19 protein-coding genes are annotated in these 19,487 nt (G+C 41.8%); 4 read left to right on the top strand and 15 right to left on the bottom strand.

Annotated features, from left to right (window positions below; translation table 11 throughout):
* Positions 1-3: 3 nt before the first annotated feature.
* The 6 genes from C5749_RS14135 to C5749_RS14110 all read right to left on the bottom strand — a co-directional run bounded on the left by C5749_RS14135 (position 4) and on the right by C5749_RS14110 (position 6,233).
* Positions 4-654, bottom strand: coding sequence for a DedA family protein (locus C5749_RS14135; protein WP_105726794.1), 651 nt, complete (start codon positions 652-654; stop codon positions 4-6).
* 57 nt (positions 655-711) lie between these two features.
* A complete protein-coding gene (locus C5749_RS14130) occupies positions 712-1,128 on the bottom strand; it encodes an HIT family protein (RefSeq protein ID WP_105726793.1) in 417 nt (138 codons plus the stop codon).
* Positions 1,129-1,352: 224 nt separating this feature from the next.
* Positions 1,353-1,826, bottom strand: coding sequence for a transcription elongation factor GreA (gene greA / locus C5749_RS14125; RefSeq protein WP_105726792.1), 474 nt, complete (start codon positions 1,824-1,826; stop codon positions 1,353-1,355).
* 128 nt (positions 1,827-1,954) lie between these two features.
* A complete protein-coding gene (locus C5749_RS14120) occupies positions 1,955-2,656 on the bottom strand; it encodes a response regulator transcription factor (protein ID WP_105726791.1) in 702 nt (233 codons plus the stop codon).
* 8 nt (positions 2,657-2,664) lie between these two features.
* Complete coding sequence (locus C5749_RS14115) at positions 2,665-4,338, bottom strand: sensor histidine kinase (protein WP_105726790.1); 1,674 nt, start codon at positions 4,336-4,338, stop codon at positions 2,665-2,667.
* A gap of 5 nt (positions 4,339-4,343) precedes the next feature.
* Positions 4,344-6,233 (bottom strand): S9 family peptidase, encoded by a 1,890-nt coding sequence (locus C5749_RS14110; RefSeq protein WP_105726789.1) that lies wholly within the window; start codon positions 6,231-6,233, stop codon positions 4,344-4,346.
* 160 nt (positions 6,234-6,393) lie between these two features.
* Between C5749_RS14110 and C5749_RS14105 the strand changes: the two genes are divergently transcribed.
* Positions 6,394-6,684 (top strand): DUF4286 family protein, encoded by a 291-nt coding sequence (locus C5749_RS14105; RefSeq protein ID WP_105726788.1) that lies wholly within the window; start codon positions 6,394-6,396, stop codon positions 6,682-6,684.
* 22 nt (positions 6,685-6,706) lie between these two features.
* Here C5749_RS14105 and C5749_RS14100 read toward each other — a convergent pair whose 3' ends face one another.
* The 8 genes from C5749_RS14100 to C5749_RS14065 all read right to left on the bottom strand — a co-directional run bounded on the left by C5749_RS14100 (position 6,707) and on the right by C5749_RS14065 (position 13,753).
* Positions 6,707-7,102, bottom strand: coding sequence for a DUF983 domain-containing protein (locus C5749_RS14100; protein ID WP_105726787.1), 396 nt, complete (start codon positions 7,100-7,102; stop codon positions 6,707-6,709).
* 4 nt (positions 7,103-7,106) lie between these two features.
* Entirely contained in the window at positions 7,107-7,382 is a 276-nt protein-coding gene (locus C5749_RS14095) for a hypothetical protein (protein WP_342748711.1), read from the bottom strand.
* Positions 7,383-7,488: 106 nt separating this feature from the next.
* Positions 7,489-8,928, bottom strand: coding sequence for an SLC13 family permease (locus tag C5749_RS14090; protein WP_105726786.1), 1,440 nt, complete (start codon positions 8,926-8,928; stop codon positions 7,489-7,491).
* A gap of 75 nt (positions 8,929-9,003) precedes the next feature.
* Complete coding sequence (locus C5749_RS14085; protein WP_105726785.1) at positions 9,004-10,446, bottom strand: NAD-dependent succinate-semialdehyde dehydrogenase; 1,443 nt, start codon at positions 10,444-10,446, stop codon at positions 9,004-9,006.
* Between the two features lie 15 nt (positions 10,447-10,461).
* Complete coding sequence (locus tag C5749_RS14080; RefSeq protein WP_105726784.1) at positions 10,462-11,151, bottom strand: RluA family pseudouridine synthase; 690 nt, start codon at positions 11,149-11,151, stop codon at positions 10,462-10,464.
* A 67-nt stretch (positions 11,152-11,218) separates the two neighbouring features.
* A complete protein-coding gene (locus tag C5749_RS14075; protein WP_105726783.1) occupies positions 11,219-12,208 on the bottom strand; it encodes an MlaD family protein in 990 nt (329 codons plus the stop codon).
* Between the two features lie 6 nt (positions 12,209-12,214).
* The gene (locus C5749_RS14070; protein ID WP_105726782.1) at positions 12,215-12,988 is read right to left on the bottom strand and encodes an ABC transporter ATP-binding protein; all 774 of its coding nucleotides are present in this window, start codon (positions 12,986-12,988) and stop codon (positions 12,215-12,217) included.
* 6 nt (positions 12,989-12,994) lie between these two features.
* Positions 12,995-13,753: an MlaE family ABC transporter permease gene (locus C5749_RS14065; RefSeq protein WP_105726781.1), complete on the bottom strand. Its 759-nt coding sequence runs from the start codon at positions 13,751-13,753 to the stop codon at positions 12,995-12,997.
* Positions 13,754-13,900: 147 nt separating this feature from the next.
* Here C5749_RS14065 and C5749_RS14060 point away from each other — a divergent pair, with 147 nt between their 5' ends.
* From C5749_RS14060 to C5749_RS14050, 3 genes are all read left to right on the top strand, one after another.
* Complete coding sequence (locus C5749_RS14060) at positions 13,901-15,289, top strand: DUF6600 domain-containing protein (RefSeq protein WP_105726780.1); 1,389 nt, start codon at positions 13,901-13,903, stop codon at positions 15,287-15,289.
* Between the two features lie 304 nt (positions 15,290-15,593).
* Positions 15,594-16,766, top strand: a complete 1,173-nt coding sequence (pncB, locus tag C5749_RS14055) for a nicotinate phosphoribosyltransferase (protein ID WP_105726779.1) — start codon at positions 15,594-15,596, stop codon at positions 16,764-16,766.
* Entirely contained in the window at positions 16,766-17,473 is a 708-nt protein-coding gene (locus C5749_RS14050) for a class I SAM-dependent methyltransferase (protein ID WP_105726778.1), read from the top strand. The genes pncB and C5749_RS14050 overlap by 1 nt, the downstream gene beginning before the upstream one ends.
* A 391-nt stretch (positions 17,474-17,864) precedes the next feature.
* Here C5749_RS14050 and lnt read toward each other — a convergent pair whose 3' ends face one another.
* The gene (gene lnt / locus C5749_RS14045) at positions 17,865-19,487 is read right to left on the bottom strand and encodes an apolipoprotein N-acyltransferase (protein WP_105726777.1); all 1,623 of its coding nucleotides are present in this window, start codon (positions 19,485-19,487) and stop codon (positions 17,865-17,867) included.

Below are 19,487 nucleotides of genomic sequence, written 5' to 3'. Positions count from 1 at the left end.
GTTTTATTTATTTGTTTGTTTGTTTTTTCTGTTCTTTAACCATCTTTTAAGCAGTGCGATAGCGATCGGCAGAAATGCGATAGCAATCAATCCGACGATGATATACTCTACGTAGTTAATGATCGCGGGAAACTTGACTCCCAGAAAATACCCGGTCAATGTCAGCAAGCTAACCCACAAAAAGGCTCCAACGATGTTGTAAAAGATAAATTTTCGAAAATTCAGTTTGACCACGCCGGCAAATATGGGAGCAAAGGTGCGAACGATTGGTACGAAACGCCCTATAATCAAGGCAGTCCCTCCATATTTGTGATAGAATTCCTCTGCCATAATCACGTATTTCCGCTTAAAGAGAAGCGAATCCTTTCGTTTGAAAAGCATGGGCCCCGTTCGATAACCAAACCAATAACCCGTAAAATTACCTAGAACCCCTGCCCCGAGAATACCGAAATACATTGTTACGATATCAACATCAATCTTCCCTAACGCGCAAAATAAACCAGCTAAAAATAGTAGATAATCTCCAGGCAAAAAGAAACCAAAAAATAGGCCTGTTTCAGCAAAGACGATCAGCACTACAATATAGAACCCACCATGGCTTAGTAAATATTCCGGATCCATCAATTGCTGAAAAGACAGCCACAAATCTTGCATAATTTCTATTTAGTATATCAGCAAGCTGATCTAAAATCTCTTTGTTTCTAAATTAGATTATGAGTCAGCATTTGTCACTTCCGAAATAGCTTCCCTGATGTCCTCCGCTATTTTTGTCATTTCATCACTTGGCAGGCTCAGTTTCGGACGAGCAAAGTTCATATCATCCACTTCATTTAACGGGATTAAATGAATATGAGCGTGAGCCACTTCCAAGCCGACTACAGCGACGCCCACTTTTCGGCAGGGGAACACCTTTTTTATGCCTTGGGCAACAATCTTTGCGAACACCCACATACCCATATATTCATCGTCATTAATATCAAAGATATAGTCTGTTTCTTTCTTTGGAATAACTAGGACATGACCGCTCGTTAAAGGGCTAACGTCTAAAAAAGCCAAATAATCGATACTTTCCGCTACTTTATAAGCGGGAATCTCACCTGACACTATTTTTGAAAAAATTGTTGACATCTTTTATCTATTTATAGAAATAACAAACAAAGATAAAAAAACCGTCTGAAATACGTGCATTGTTCTTCTAAGTTATCGTATATGTAGTTAAGTGGTGTCTTCGTTACATTGGTAGCGCCTGTGTATATTAAGCAAAAAAACGGTTGCTCTATTTTGCAACCGTTTCAAATTATTTCGTAAACGATGTGCGGTTATGGCAGAAACCGCACATAACCGTCTATCTTTTACCTTGAGATCTCCAAGATTTCGAACTCAACGATACCTGCCGGGACTTCCACCTGAGCAACGTCCCCCACAGATTTACCAAGAAGCCCTTGGGCAATCGGTGATTTTACAGAAATCTTCCCCGCCTTCAAATCTGCTTCTGTCTCCGAAACCAGTTGATACGTCATTACAGCATTGTTGTTCTTGTTCTTAATCTTGACATAAGACAAAGCCAAAACCTTTGACGTGTCCAGATTGGATTCGTCAATTAGGCGCGCACTGGCTAAGACGCCTTCTAATTTAGCGATCTTCGCTTCATGCAAACCTTGCGCTTCTTTTGCGGCATCATATTCCGCATTTTCGGATAAATCTCCCTTATCCCTTGCCTCTGCTATCGCTTTAGCGATATTCGCCCGGCCTTCTGTTTTTAGATACTGTAACTCTTGCTTCAGCTTATCTAATCCCTCTTGTGTGTAATAAGTTACTTCTGCCATATTTTTACGTTATTTATATTCAAAAAAAATTAAAAAAAGACAAGACCATACCGCCCTTTGCCAGGACAACATGGTCTTGCTCGTTGCTTGCTAAGATAGCAAGCAACTTCTAAAAAAGCAAATTTCTTTTACGATTCTTCTTCGTCTGTATCAATAAACTTATAACCCAATCCGCGAACGGTCTGTAAATAATGTGGCTTATCTGGATTGGTTTCGATTTTCTTACGAAGACGTACAACGTGCATGTCCAGTGTCCGTGTATTTACATTGGAGCTATAACCCCATACAACCTCCATCAGTTCCTCTCTTGTGATTTCTTTTCCCACATTTTGTAGAAAATAAAGCAAGATACGGTTTTCCAAAATCGTCAATTCTATTTTGCGCCCCTCTCTTACCAAGGAATGTATGGTAGGGTGGTGTTCCGTTTTGCCAAAAGTATAGACATCGCTATTTTTCGGCAAGAAAAACCGCACTTTGTTTTCGATCATAGCCACTAACACATCCATGTTAAATGGTTTCGTAATGTAATCCGTCACGCCATAGCTGTACGCATCAATTTTGTCCACGTCCTGTGACTTTGCCGTCATCATAATAATGATATTCTCAAAACCAGCTTGGCGCACAGATTCACATACATCAATACCCTCTTTGCCGGGAAGCATCCAATCCAACAGAACGACATCAGGTTTTTGTTGGAGTATTTGCTCTTCAGCTTCGAGACCATTAGCTGCCTGAATAACTTTATATCCTTCTGTTTGCAGACGGTGTGTAACCAAAAAACGTAAGTTCTCGTCGTCTTCTATTACAGCAATCGTGATATCTTTACTCATAATATTATTTAGTTCTTTTTCGGTCCTAAAGGTAGAAGCAATGTAAAAGTAGTGCCTTCGCTCGGTACACTATCTACTTTGATCTCTCCCCCCATGAAATCTACAATTTCCTTGCAGAACGCTAAACCCAAACCAATACTTCCTTGTTGGTTGAATTGGTTCTTTACTCTATAAAATTTTTTAAAAATACTATTAAATTCCTTTTTATTTATGCCTATCCCTTTATCTTTAAATTTTATAACAAAATTTTTCTTGTTTTGTTGTACGTCAATATGTAGGAACTTACGCTGCGGCTCCGAATACTTATAGGCGTTGTCAATCAAATTTTGGAACACGCTTAATAAAAGCGTTGTGTCTACCATCATATGGTTTTGGACATCGATTGTATAGGTAAAGTTTAAATCGGGATATTTTAGTTTAACGGCTTCGAAAATTGGTTCACAGAACTCCTCCACCTGTACCTCTTCTTTATTGGGCTTGATTGACTTATTCTCAATTTGCGCAAATGACAATAATTTGTTCATCAAACTGTTCAGTTTATCTGCCTCTTGATCCAAAATCTTCCCATACATGCGTTGCTCTTCCGTTGACAGCTTTTCACTACTCTGAATATTGTTTCCAGCAATCTTGATCACACTTACAGGTGTCTTAAATTCATGTGTTAGATTATTAATAAAATCATACTGTAGTTGGAATAGCCTGCTGTTGATTGTCACGTTCCGATAAATCAGATAAGCAATAAAGATTAATATCAGATAGACGCCCGATATACCAAGGCTAACGGGGAAGAAACGCCTGTTAATTTCTTTATTAATAAAGCCCTCAGAGCTTGTATACTGCAGTTTATAATCGGACAAGGCTCCTGGAAGCGATAATTCCGTCTGCAAATAGTAATGCTGATCACTCACACTACCAGATACAATAGGCAATATCGCTATCTTTTCATATAAATTTTCGGCTACATTTTTAATTTGAATCTTGCTTGGATCGATTAAAAACATGAACATATCTTGATCGTATGCTACAAAGTTTGTGTCTGGAACTGACATCATACGTTTATACGCTAATAAATCGGAAATCCGCGGAATATTCATGTAGATTACCTTCCCGGGGTTCAAAGCATAAAAAACCCGATAAATATCATCGTTCGACATGCTTGTCGATTCGTTAACCCGATCCAGGAAGCCGACAAACTTTAACACCATGGTATTAAAGTCGTCTATATAAGCACGTGTCTGCGTATTCTCAGGACGTTGAGCAATAAGCCTATTTTCTTCGTTTAAGTAAAACGAGGTAATACTTTTAGGATAAACGAGCAGGTTGTTGTACTTAATTCCAGTCTCTACAGTATCAGAATTCGTGATAGCGATATCGTAAAAAAGCACACGATCCACAAATGCATATTTCCGAATGATATCATTAACATATGATGCGGCTTTTACGGAATCCAAATATCCCTGATAATATGATATTTCAGGGATTTTATCGTTAAAGAACTCATGAAACGGCTGCACAGAGCGATCAAACACCTCTACTTTTCTGTTATTAAACTCTGTCTCAATAAAGTTGGCGATCATCGAGCGCGCGGCCAGCATAGCAACACCGAATAATATAGTCACCAATATTACAAAAGCAATTAGCAACCCAAAGTTCTTTCGGTATTTAAGCTGGTTATATGCCATATTGCTTATAGATACTTCTTCAAAAAGGCCTCTACTTCCTGATAATAGTTTATAATGTTTTCTTCACTCCTAAATCGCCGCCCCTCTTCTTCTCTATATATATACTTAATCGGCACGTCATTGTTTTTTAACTTTTGAACAAATTGGTTTGCATCTGTCAATGAACTAAATCTATCTTTTCCACCCTGTGCAAAAAGTACGGGAATCTTTACTTTATCAGCATGGAAAACAGGCGAAATTGCTTTGAATAGCTCATATTCCTTATTCGGATTACCAATTATGTTATAAAACAGACGAACGTACTGCTGATGGTGGGGTGGAATCTCTTTAAAATACGTAAAGAGATTTGTATATCCTGACATCGAAATGGCACACTTATAAAACGAAGAATTATAGGTAGCCGCATGGAGAGCCGAATACCCACCAAAACCACTTCCCATGATGGCAACCCTATCTTTATCCACGATTCCTTGATGAATCAGCCATGTCACTCCATCGATCATATCAGCTTGTATCTTCCCTCCCCATTCTTTGAAACCGGCGGACCAAAACTGCTTTCCATAACCCGCCGACCCTCTATAGTTTAATTGAAACACAAGATAACCTCGGTTGGCCAAAAACTGTACCTCTGCATCGAAATCACTTGTTTCGCGACGATTGGGACCATCATGTACCAACACCACTACTGGCAGCTTATCTCGTCTCCCAATCAATGGATAAGTAAGATAGCCATGCAATGTCAAGCCGTCCCGGCTTTGAAAGCTAACTGCTTCTTTTGGAGATAGCGTCGCCATTGCTAATTTCGGGTTCATTTCTTCCAACAGTTCTGCTGTATCGCTTATTACATCATAATAATAAATTCCACCTGCATGCACATCCGTATAAATTTTAACAATCCAATGCTGCATATTCTTGTCCATGTCGAGAATGTCAATAGACTGATTATCAAACTTAGCCGTCAGTTTGGCGAAATACTGTTGAAATGTAGGATGGAAAAAATGTCTTTTCACCTTGTTAATGGTATACTGACTAAAAATAAGCTCTTGTAAGTCGTAGGAATAACCAGCAGGCTCAAGGTCTACCTTTGGATTTTCAAATAATAGTCGTTCTTCTTTTCCGGTAGATACATCATATTCCACCAGCGACAGCCTATCTCTATTGTCGTTAGATAACGCATAGATATGGGTGTGCGAATGCTTCACAAAACCTAAGGGTCTTATCGATGTCTGGTAGTCCGTGGTAGTAACCTGCTGAAAAGGCATATCTTCCTCCGCTCGATACAAGATACTCTCCTGTACGCTATCGTTGGTCATCGCCAGTCGTACCTTTCCATCTGGAGACGCAAACCATTTAGAGATATTGCCAGGGTTGCGTGTTAACAGCTTGGGGTTAGAACCATCTACAAAAATTTTATACAAATCAAACGCCGTTGAATCTCGATCGTTCAGGGTAGCAAGCAAATAATTGTCATGGAGCGTGTGTGGTGCCAGCCAGCGCAATCGAGCTTTCTTAACTGGCAATAACAATGTGACTTTTTCGGAGTCGACCAAGATACTGTAAATGCGCAGGCTATCCTGGGGTGAATGGCTATTGGAATATACTATCAGGGAATCGGAAGCCCAGAAAAAATACTGTACATTCATATCCGACTGATAGGTAAGTTGCTTTGATTTGCTCTTGTCCTGTAAATCCAGAACAAAGATATTCCGACAATGGTCATCTATCCCCAAATACGCAATTCGGCGACCGTCGGGGGATATTTTAAAGTTACTTTTTTCCGGTTTAACGAAAAAGTCTTCTATGGGGATTAACTTGTTTGTATTTTGCTTATTTCCACACGAAACTGAACCTACAAACAAACACACAGCAAAAATCCAAAGCAAAAATCTAAACATATTCTAATCCTATTGCAATTTCAAATATTGTTATTTTTTTATAATAATAGGGTATCTGCAACCTTATTTTTACAAGCCTCGGTCATAACCAACTGCCCGTTCTCCGTCGAGGGCCAACTTATAACTCATAACTTATAACTCCAATCTCGTATCTTTGCGTATGATTTTATATAACATCTCTATAATTATGGAGGACAGTCGTCATGATCAAGTGGTCAATTGGCTTAAATCGCATTTACGCACAAGTTCTTACGAAACAACGTTTTTGAAAATGTTGGATTCTCCGCACGAAGGACATACGTATTGTATACAATTTCTTGCTGCAGACGATGCCGCAATAGGCAAATTTCAAGAAGACGTAATGGCCGAACTGCAAACGTATTTAATGACCAACCACGCCGAAAAAGCGTTTATTTTTGATAGCAAGATGCAATACCTATCATTGGAGTAACGCAGTATCGCGATCACCATTCCTACTTTTGTTCCGATGCTATTTCGTATGCTGGATTATACACGATTTTGGGAGAAAGGTAATGCAACAACACCAGACGGGAATATCGAAGATTAAAGGGTGCAAAGATTAATATTGCACCAAAAAGGACGGAAACATACAGCCAAGGTGATTCGCTTTTTGTCAACATAGCGGTGGCTAAACCGAGTGCGACCACTTCAGCTACTGAAAAAGCATAGCTCACATACATCGCCGCATAAAAATAACCCGGTTCTACTTCAAACTTTAGTCCGCAATGAGGACAACGCTCATGCATCTTCTGCTTTTTAAAGCCGTATACCGGTCCCTCAAACACCTTCCCGACTCTACATTTCGGACATTTAGACTGCGCCATAGCAGTGAACCTAGATGTTGTCATATAATTAGATTTGTTCTCCAAAGGGTGAGACTTTTTTAGCGTTGTTCTTGCGGTATTTTTTATACCACAAGACACCTATTCCTATGGCAATCAAATAAGGAATAGCCAACAGAAAGAGGATACCATCATTTAATCCCTTCCCTTGTGTGTTACCGTTAGCAGCACTATTCTCCGCATTTAAGGAACACATAGCGCATTGAGCGGACACGTCCGTATAACACAAAATACTCAACATGGCTACCGCCAGTATAACGAAAAAAGGAGTCCATTTTGAAATCATATACAAAAATACCAAAATTTTATGGTTTAGTACAATTTGAAAAGAACACTCCGGAGCTGACAATCTAAAGAAGTGCGATTATACATGACAAGGATGTGGCATTCTCCTAACCATATATCAAAGGGATCAACAGCTTGCTCATCAATAAAATGACGACCAAACTGATCATATTCAACCAAAACCCAACCTTAATCATATCCATAATTTTTATATGTCCACTCGAGAAGACGACAGCATTAGGCGGCGTAGCAATCGGCATCATGAAGGCACAACTTGCAGCCAGTGTAACCGGCACGACCATCAGCATTGTATCTACCTGCAATATATCAGACAGATTGATTACCACCGGTATAAAAATAGTCGCCAAAGCAGTATTACTCGTCAGCTCTGTTGCAAAGACCGTAAATACGGTCAATATACCGGTCAATACGTCTGATGGTAGGTCGAGATTAGCTGAAATCATATTTCCCATATATTCAATCACCCCAAATTCCTGGAGCCCTTTTGCCAAACATAAACCACCACCAAACAACAACAATATACCCCAAGGAAGTCGCTGTGTATCTTCCCAATGCAACACAAATATTGGCTTTCTATTATGAAGAGGAATCACAAACATCAACACACCTCCTCCCATAGCAATTACAGTATCGTTAAGATAATTATCACCAAGTACCCCATTTATTTGATCTTTAAATATCCAACAGCAAATTGCAAGGCAAAATACCCCCAGCACCAACTTCTCCGCCCGCTGCATATTTCCCATTTTTTTCCGTTGTTGGCGCACCATCATATCAGCTCCTTTCAATTGTTGCAGCCCGTGTCGAAAGAAAATTTTCGTAAAAAAAATGTACATTGTGGCGAGCAATACCACAGAAATAGACCCTCCCAATAACAACCACCTAGAGAAATCTACTTCTACGTCTGCAAACTCCTGCATAAATCCAACCATCACCATATTAGGAGGCGTACCGATCAACGTAGCCATCCCACCAATGTTCGCTGCGTAAGCAATCCCCAGCAAGAGTTCAACCTTAAACCGTTTCATGGCCTTATTGTCTTCCTGTGTCTCTCCGGTTTCTTCCAACAACTGAAATATGGAGTTTGCGATGGGCAACATCATCACAGCTGTTGCCGTATTGGATATCCACATGCTTAAAAAGGCTGACGATAACATAAAGCCCAACAGAATACCATTGACGTGCGTACCCGTAACCTGCAATATGCGTAATGCTATACGTCTGTGCAATCCATGTTTCTCCAAAGCTAGGGCAATGAGAAAGCCGCCCATAAATAAAAATATAATAGGGTGCGCATAAGGAGTTGTGGCTTCTACCATGGTAAAAACACCCGTCAGGGGCAATAACGTCATGGGTAATAAAGCGGTGACAGGCAACGGTACCGCATCAGTGACCCACCAAATGATCATCCAAACCGCCATAGCTAGCACCAAAGAGGCCTCCGAGCTTAGGGCATCTGTACGCAGCGAAAGGAGAAATAGCAGAAAAAGTATAGGTCCTAAAAATAATCCTAAGCGTTTACTCATGGTTCTTTTTTATTTTAACGGGTTAGCATCCTTTGCTCGTATTTTATTTATATATTGATATTATTCTTTAATCGGTCACCTCTTCGCGACACCAAAATTTATATATTTCAGCTCCGTATATTCATCCAATCCGTAACGTGACCCCTCCCTTCCTATTCCAGATTCTTTGATACCACCAAACGGCGCTCCCGCGAATGAAATTTGCCCTTCGTTTACACCCACCATTCCGGCTTCTAGTGCTTCTGCAACACGCCAACAGCGATGAACATCGTTGCTGTAAAAGTAAGCGGCGAGTCCGAATTCCGTATTATTAGCCAGCTGGATAGCTTCTTCTTCCGTCTTGAATCTAAATAACGAGGCTACCGGGCCGAAGGTCTCTTCTTTCGCGATCAACGCGTTCACCGGTACATCCGCAAGCACTGTAGCTTCGTAAAACAATCCCCCGATTGCCTTTCCTCCCTGGAGTATACGGGCGCCTTTATCAACCGCATCGGTTACATGTTTATGTACTTTATCCAATCCTTTTTTATTAATTAAGGGACCTAACTGTACACCTTCATCTAGGCCGTTACCTACGACCAAAGTCGCTACGGCTTCCATTAATCGTTGCGAAAATTCATCAAAAATCGCATCTTGTATCAAAAAGCGGTTTACCGCTACGCAGGTTTGTCCGCCATTGCGGAATTTCGCAAATATAGCCCCCTGTACCGCGGCTTCTATATCAGCATCTTCGAAAACGATGAACGGCGCATTTCCTCCAAGCTCCAAAGATACTTTTTTAATGTGATCAGCAGCCTGCTTCATTAACTGCTTTCCGACTGAAGTTGAGCCAGTAAAGGATAGCTTTCGGATCAATGGATTAGTGCTCAACTCGTAACCGATACCCGAAGAGTCGGTACCTGTAACTACGTTGAATACGCCCGCAGGACAGCCGGCTTTTTCGGCAAGAATGGCAAGAGCCAACGCCGTTAAAGGTGTCTGGGAAGCAGGGCGTAAGATAACGGTACAACCTGCTGCAATAGCTGGTGCTACTTTTCTCGTCACCATGGCCAGCGGAAAATTCCAAGGTGTAATGGCTGCAACAACACCTATCCCCTGTTTGATGGTCAGTATCCTATTCGACATCTTCGGTGCAGGCATGGTTTCTCCATAACAACGCTTACTTTCCTCGGCAAACCACAGCACAAAGGACGCACCATAGTCCACTTCACCTAGGCTATCGGTCAAAGATTTTCCAGATTCTACTGTAATGATTTCCGCCAGTTCCTGCTTATGTTCCAGTATTAAACGATACCAATTTTCCAATAGCGAGGCGCGCTGTACCACGTCCATTGTTTTAAAAGATATCCAGGCATGATGTGCAACTTTGACTGCATAACGTACGTCAGACACCGTGAGATCCGCTACGTTCTCCACTACGGTGTCAGTCGCCGGATTTACAACCTCGAATGAATCTGTTCCTACTATCCATCGTCCGTTGACAAAGGCTTTTCCAGTTATCAGTTCGTTGGTTTCCATATGATGTAGATTTTATTACAGCAGCGCATTAAACCGTTCCCAAAAGCCATCAACAGGCAGCTTTGCGACAAGCGTTAATTGCTCGTCCTTGATGGGGTGAATAAATTCCAGCGAACGGGAATGCAGACAAATCGTGCGGCGTAGGCTTCCTCTTGGATATCCATATTTGTTGTCTCCCACAATGGGACATCCCATATAGGCCAGTTGTGCACGAATTTGGTGTGTGCGTCCGGTGATAGGCGACACCTTTAATAAATAGTAGCCGTCTAAAACACCCAGCACCTCATAATCCAATTGCGCAAAACTTCCCCCCTTTACCTCCCGATCATAGGCTTTGGTGATCATTTTCTTACGGTCTCGCAATAGCCAATTCTTTAAGGTATCGGTGTCTTTTGGCGGACGGTTACGCACGACCGCTAAATAGGTCTTCGATACTTTTCGATCGTGAAACATACGATTCATTCTATCCAGACCTTTACTCGTCTTTGCAAAAAGAATCATACCGCTAACCGGTCTATCCAATCGATGTATAACGCCCACAAAAGCACCGTTTGGTTTTTGGTATTTGGCGGTCAGATAGATGTTGACCATATCTTCTAACGACTTGTCGCCCGTATTATCTACCTGTACAATGTCACCAGCTCGTTTGTTAATCGCTATGTAGTGATTGTCTTCATAGATAACATCACTGTCTGTTATGCCCATATGAATAGCTCTTCTCCTTCAACCCTGAAAAAACCAGATACTTTGCTCATCATTTGTACCTTACTACTCACAAAGAATCTTTAGCAGCCTTTTCTTGTTCTTTTTGTTGCTTTCTGAAATAACCCCTAAACAAAAAGTTGCTTTGTAGTGCCTTCATATTATCGTCCAATTTCGCTGTGCTCCCATTCAAATTCCGCAATATTTGCCGAATTTCCTCCGCAGCTTCGGGATCATTGGTCAATACACCGAGGGCATTGTCTTTGTCATTTAGACGTGCGGAAGTCGCGTTCAGATTTTCCATCAAGGCCGATGCCGTTTCTGTTACGCCTTGCAATTGTGTTGCTGACTCCCGTAAACTCGCAAAAACGACTGTGTCCGTTGTCAACTCGTGGATAAGCCCTTGATTGCTGTTCAGTTTGTTCATTAAAATAGCCAGATTTCCAGAAGCTTTATTGACATCCTCCATCGTCTTGTCTAGCCCTTGTACGGCACTTTTTAAAGAAAGCGCAATAGTTGAATCGGTCATTAACGCACCTACTGTCCCCTTTCCTTCCACCATCTGTTTGGAAAGAACAGCAAAATTTTTCGTTATCTCCACCAAATTTTCGTTGTTGGTTTGTAACGTTGCAAACATAGCGTCCGTGTCGGTACCACCCACCGATTTGATAACGTCACCGTTTTTTATCGGCGGAACCTCATCCGATCCGCCCACCAAATTGACAATAGCGTTACCGATTAACCCGTCGGAACCTAGCTTAGCGACGACATCTTCTCGAATAAACTGGCTGGATTTCTCTTCGATGTGCATAACGACTTTCACATCGTTAATGCTTTGGAATTTTATTTCTTTGACGATCCCTACTTTAACTCCTGAAAACCAGACGTTATTGCCTACTTTCAATCCCTTTACATCATGAAAATAGGTCGTCACGATCAAATTTTTACTGAATTTGTTTTGTTGCGTACCCAACACTAAAATACCCGCCACCAAAATAATCAAGCCAATTAGGACAAATAATCCTACTGTAAGCGAACGCTTCCTTTCGTTTGTACTCATATATCTTTAAACAATAAAATTATAATCATAAAAAGGTTTCACCCGTTCGTCATCTGTATCAAATATCTCTTCGAATGTCCCTTGTCTTTCAAATTTGCCATCCAACAGCATCACCATTCTATCTCCTACCATCTTCGCACACGACAAATCGTGCGTGATGATAATGGACGAGGTTTGATATTGTTCTTGCACCTGGTTTATCAACGAATTGATATCCAAACAGGTCAATGGATCGAGCCCGGCCGTGGGCTCATCATATAACATAATGTCCGGACGCAATATCAACGTCCGGGCAATCCCGATACGTTTCCGCTGTCCGCCGGATAATTCCGAAGGCATCTGATTAATCGCTTGAGACAATCCCACACTCTCCAACACTTCCTCTACCTCGCTATCAATTTCTGCTCTTGTTAAATTCCGCTTGTTTCTCACCAAAGGAAATTCCAGATTCTCCCGTACAGTCATACTATCGTATAACGCACTATTCTGAAAAGAGAAACCGATACGTTGGCGCAAAACCCGTAATTCTCGTTCATCCAGATGATTAACAATGTCTCCAAGTACCTGAATATCTCCCTTATCTGGTTTTAGCAAACCCGATATAAGTTTAATAAGCACGGATTTCCCTGTTCCTGAACGCCCTAATACAACCAGGTTTTCGCCATTAAATAGCTGGAGGTCTACATTTCGTAGTACGTGCAGATCGCCAAACGATTTACTGACGTTATCGACATGGATAACAACGTCATCATGATTGATATTTACTTTCTTTTTTTCCATAACCGTTTAACCAATCAATGAAAGCAATTGAACGATAAGCAACTCCTCAATAAACACAAGAAACATAGACGATACCACCGCAGCATTCGCCGCTTTACCCACGCCTTCTGTTCCTTTAGAAGAATAATACCCCACATAGGTACTAGCAAATCCGATAGTGAATCCAAAGACTATCGCCCGTAATACCATGGCGAAAACATCTTTGGCTGCAATAGATTCGAAAACTTGCGTAAAAAAGGCTAAAAGACTTAAATCATCTTTGGTTGCAATACTCAAATACCCGCCCAATAAACCAATGCCTGCTACATAAAAACAGAGTACCGGAATCATCGTCGTCGTCGCAATAATACGGGTAGAGATTAAGAATTTTGTAGGGTTTGTACCCGACACTTCCATGGCGTCGATCTGCTCGGTCACATTCATCGAACTCAGCTCTGCCCCAATCTGGGAGCCTACCTTGCCCGAAGCGATCAATGCCGTAACTAAAGGGGCTAATGCCCGGACGATAGCAATGGATATCAGATTCGGAAGCCAAGAAGTGGCACCAAAATCTTCAAGAGAAGGTCGGGATTGTTTAGTAAATACAAAACCTACAATAAATCCTGTCAAACTGATCAATGGGAACGATTTCCATCCGATTTCGTAACACTGCCGGATAATCTCTTTAAATTCATAAGGAGGAGATACCGCTTCCCGCAGGAAACTCATCATGAAGCGATGGATTCTAGCGAATTCGATAAGTAGTTTTTCTATTTTACGTCCCATTTATGTATGAGGTTTTCCAAAGAAGTACTCGGCAAAGATAAAAACTTTTGTGAACATCAACACGATCGGCTAATTAAACCTTTACTATTACTATGCAGTCATAGTAATAAAGATTGACGAAAGTTTTACTATTTAAAGACGAAGATCATGAGAAGCATAAAAACACCCACCTTACTGATTACATTAATCGCATTTGCATTTAGTGTCTTCTCCCATAAACAAGTGTCTGCACAACCTCACGGTTCAGTTTCATTTGATTTATTTTACAATGAATTATCTCCGTATGGACATTGGGATCGTGATCCTGCCTACGGTGATATTTGGTTTCCAAGAGCAGAGGCTAATTTTCGCCCGTACGGTACAAACGGTTACTGGACGATGACCGAATATGGTAACACCTGGGTATCAGACTACGACTGGGGATGGGCACCATTCCATTATGGCCGTTGGGTTTATACCAACTATCGTGGTTGGGGATGGATCCCGGGTTATGAGTGGGGACCTGCATGGGTAGACTGGAGGAGCGGCGGTGGTTATTACGGATGGGCTCCTATGGCTCCATCGATGGGCGTTACCGTTTCTGTTGGTTTACCGATCAATTTATGGGTATTTCTTCCAACAAGACGTATATATGATCGGCATATACATCGTCACTGGGCCTATGGCCGTCGTAACATTTACAACCGTACAACGATTATCAACAACACGTATATCGTAAACAATAACCGTTATTATGGTGGTCCAGCACGTCGTGACATCGAACGTCATATCGGCCGTCGTGTAGCTGTTCGAAACGTACGCACAACAGATCGCCCGGGTCGTGCACGGGTAGATAATCGTTCGGTATCCATTTACCGACCAGATAGAGCTGCCAACACACGCGGTAATCGGAATGCAGTACGTGCAACGGAGTCAAATCGTAACACCCGTGCTACGCAATCGAACAGCGGCAGGCAGGAACGTTACATTGGAAATAATCCGAACCGCAATAATAGCAATCAACGTGTAACGCGCGACAATTCCGCTTCCGGTCGTACGCAAGGTCGAAACGTAAGCCGTACGCCGAATAGGAACAACCGCGAAGGTACGACAACCCAGCGTCAAACACGTTCGAACGAGCAGCGGTCAAATGTTAACCGAAGTTCGACACAACGGAATCAAAACGTGACGCAACAACGCAGCCCCAGGTCAAGCAATACACGTGCTACACAACAGCGTAGTGAGGTAAAGCGTCCGACGGCAACGCAGTCGAAGCAAAATAGCAGCCGAAGTAATGTTGAGCGCCGCGCTGCACCTAATCGGAACCAGCAAGGACGCACAGCACCTAAGCAACAGCAGCGCCAACAACGTTCTACCGGTAGTGTGTATCAGACAAGCCAACGCAGCAGTTCACCGGCGCAGGTGAACCGCTCCCGCAGCAGCTCTTCGAATAGGTCTAGCGTACAACGCAGTAGTTCTTCTTCGCGAGGATCGGCAACGTCAAATAGCAGAAGGAGCAACAACAACCGTTCTTCGTCTGCTCGTGGAAGCAGATAAAAATTTTCTATTTTATATTGATGCGATAGCCTCCTATTTTGCCAATGCAGATGGGAGGCTTTTTTATTAACGCTACTTTTTTACTTTTGCTATTGGTTATTCCGTCTTTCTATTTTGCCTTTTAAAGGGCCTACAGATCGATACCGTCTATGGAGTCTTATATGCTAATCGAAAAAGATTTAGTTCGGTAAATCGGTAAAACTATCCGTTTTTACCATTCCCAAGAATAAAACCCTAAAATATTAGAATATTTTGAGGTTCCAGCCTTAAAATATTATCTTCACTCTAATTTAAAAGGCTTTACATGGCAACACTCACTTCCATTCTCGATAACGATTTCTACAAATTCACCATGCAATTTGCCGCAAGTAAATTGTTTCCTAAAGCGCAGGCTAGGTACGAGTTCATTAACCGAGGACAACATCAATTTCCTGACGGCTTTGACAAGTTGCTAAAAGACGCTATAAACGAGATGGCGAGACTCAAACTCACCAAAGCAGAAAAAGAGTTTTTACGTACTAAATGCCCCTACATCGAACCCACTTATCTGGATTTTCTGGAAGGCTATCGTTACGATCCCGATGAGGTACATATTATACAAACAGGTGGTGATCTGTCGGTTACGATAGATGGCTATTGGTACCGTACCATTCTTTGGGAGGTACCTATCATGTCGTTGCTCTGCGAATTGTATTACGAAGTGGGTGGTGTACCACGGATCCCGAATCATGAGGTTTGTCAGGTGGTCAAAGATAAGATGGAAAAATACGATAAACTGAACATTACCATTGCAGATTTTGGCACCAGACGTCGCCATTCCTATGAAGTACACGATCTGGTTATCCGCACCTTAAAAAACCATCCATCTAAGACTTTTATCGGCACCTCCAATATACATTTTGCAATGAAATATGAAACAACGCCCATCGGTACCCATGCTCATGAATGGTTTATGTTCCATGCGGCTAAATATGGGTATAAAATGGCGAATTTGCTCGGACTGGAACACTGGTCGGATGTATATCGGGGTGATTTAGGTATCGCCCTTTCGGACACGTATACGACGGAAGTGTTTTTCAAACAATTCGATAAAAAATTATCCAAACTCTTCGATGGTGTACGTCACGACAGCGGTGATCCTGTTATCTTTGCAGAAATGACCATGGAACATTACAAAAAGCAAGGAATAAATCCCGAGTCGAAAACCATCATTTTCTCCGACGGACTGGATTACAACAAAGTCAAAAATATCGCCGATTTTTGCGAAGGGAAAATTGGATATTCGTTCGGGATCGGAACGGATTTCACCAATGATGTTGGCTTACCGCGTATGAATATCGTATTGAAGATGGTCGAAGCTAAACCCGAAGACGGCGATTGGACTGCTGTCATCAAGCTTTCCGATGAACCCGGCAAACATACCGGGAACCCCAGTGAGATAGCCATTGCCAAACAAATATTGAAAATAGAAGATTGATGGAGCGCGACGTATACGGAGAAGCCTTGTATGATTTTCACGTGCTCGGCGACTTACAGGATCCTTTATTGCTACATAGCAGCTATGGCGATATAGAAGAAATGCCTATCGAAGTTTTTTTCCGGGATGAGACCGATTTTCCCGAACTGGAACATATTGCCCTTGCGCTTTGTGACGGCCATGTATTGGATGTGGGAGCGGGCGTTGGAAGTCATGCACTGTATCTACAAGATAAGGGTTTTCAAGTGGATGCACTGGAAATATCGGAAGCCGCTTGTAGCATCATGAAGCAACGTGGGGTGCAGCACATCATCCGAGAGGATTTCTTTGCGTTGAAGCAGGGAAATTATGACACGCTTCTTTTACTCATGAATGGAATTGGTCTTGCCGGTACGATAATGGGGTTCCGGGAATTACTCCGTCACAGCAAAAAACTGCTTTCTGATAAAGGCCAACTGCTCTTTGATTCGTCAGACATCTCCTACCTATACGACGAATACCGTATCCCGAAACCAGAACATTACTTTGGCGAGATCCGTTTTCAATACGAATACAAAGGAAATCTTGGAAAACCTTTTCAATGGCTGTATATCGACCAACAAGAGCTCATTAAAATTGCACACGAAGAAGGCTGGGTAGTACAGATTCTTTTTGAAGATGATAATGATCAATATTTAGTGAGGATGGAGCCAAAGAGGCACTGTTAAAAGAACCATTTCTTTCGACAAATTCTCTACCTCTCTTTTCTTGATAAGAATCTTTCTTACATTTCTTTTTCCTTGACGAAAAAGAAACAAAAAGTCAAGACTGAATATAGTTCTGCTATTTTTCTTTTTCTATTCCTAAACAAAATAAACTCGCTCCGCTTCAAACAAATTTTGTTCTTAACGGAATAGCATGCAGAAAAAAGGACGCAGAACGATATAAGGCCATTTTACTCTGCATAATTGCTATTCATAATTGGTTGCGTTCTACTACGCATGGCACTACTCCTCCCTTAACTTTGACTGTCGCATCCAGATATTTGAGGTCTGTACAGATCCATTCTTAGCATTATCCACTGTCTCAAATATCTGAAGCGACGATTTTTTTGGTTCTTTATTTCGATACTTCTTTGCGTTTCTTGAAAAGAAAAAAGATAGAAAATCCCCCCCCTAATAACGCCAAATATAAAATCAAATCGCCATTTTTGGTGTAAAACGTCAACTCCTCATTCAAATTGATTTCCTGTGTCAGGGCGTCCGGTGCCCACCAAGCTGTTTTTTGAACAATATCCCCGCGTTGGTTAATAAAACCAGAAATCCCGGTGTTAGCAGAGCGCGCTACCCAACGGCGGTTTTCTATTGCGCGTAGTTTAGCATAGAGTAGGTGTTGATCTTTTCCGGATGTATTGCCCCACCAACCATCATTGGTCACAATGGCGATAAACTGCGCACCTTTCCGAATGTAGTCTGCTACATAATTGCCCCAAATGGATTCGTAGCAGATAACCGGCGCAGCTCCAATACCGCTTTGTGAGTAGAATACAGATGGTTCTTCCTGGCTACCATACCCTCCAGTGGAACCACCAAAATGCGCAAAAAGAGGCTTCATAAAACTTAGTGTTTCGCCAAAAGGAAGCTGTTCTACACCAGGAACTAGCTTCGATTTATGGTAGAATTGAAGTTTACTGGATTGATCTATCAGAACGGCGGCATTAAAAGGGTCGAGAAAAACGCCATTTCCAAAATCTCTTGCGGTGGTGGTTTTTGCGTGATTATAAATGCGGTAACTTTCTATACCCGATAGTACGTTCCCATTTTTGTATTTATCAAGAAAACTGATAACTCTTTCGTAAGCTGGATATGCTCTGAATTGCTCTTCGTCAATGCCGCCCCGCTCGGATGAAAGAGCGGTTTCCGGCCATAGGAAAAACTCGGTATTTGGCTTGGCAACGCGTTCCGACAATTCCAATAACGTGGATAGCTGTTCTGACGGAGGAATAGGACCAAATTTTCCATAAGGGTCGATATTCGGCTGAACCACGACAACCTCCGATGGGTTGACGTGTTCAGTGTAAGCCTGATATTGTATTACAGAAAAAGTTATGGGCAGGACCAAAGTGGCCGTAACAGCAATAGCTAGTTTTTTATTGCTGTATGCTTCTATCTTTTCGCGCTTTTGCCAAATCAAAAGAAACACCAATAAATTGACCGCCCAAATCCATACGGTACCACCAAAAACGCCCGTAAAGCTATACCATTGAATCAGTTGGTGGAAATTAGCAAAGCCATTTCCCAATGTCATCCATGGGAAAGCTAGATCCCACCATTGGTGTAGAAACTCGTATCCTAGCCAAAAAGAGACCAACCCAATAAAGCTGTAACCTATAGAAGTTTTTTTACGAAGCTGATAGTAAGACCGAAAAACGAGAGCCATCAGTAGCGGAGCCAATCCAAAAGGAATAAGGGAGATGATGAGTGATACGTATGATGGTAAATAGGCATTCATCGCATTATATACCCAATAGATAGAGGCAGTATTCCACACGAAGCCTGTTAAGAAACTCAGCCAGAAAATCTTTTTGCCTTTATACGTAAAATTCCCTCTAATGACCTTTTCGATAGCAATAAGCAATGGTACGAAACCAGCAAACAACAACGGACTGCTATAGGGAATAGGCGGCCAAGCCAACCATAAAATAACGGCGCTTAAAAGTGCTAAAAGGTAATTTGTTTTCAC

The sequence above is a fragment of the Sphingobacterium gobiense genome (assembly GCF_002980575.1).
GTDB classification, from domain to species: Bacteria; Bacteroidota; Bacteroidia; order Sphingobacteriales; family Sphingobacteriaceae; genus Sphingobacterium; species Sphingobacterium gobiense.
The sequence above is the reverse complement of the archived record's forward strand: the minus strand, read 5'-3'. Positions and strand labels throughout refer to the sequence as shown.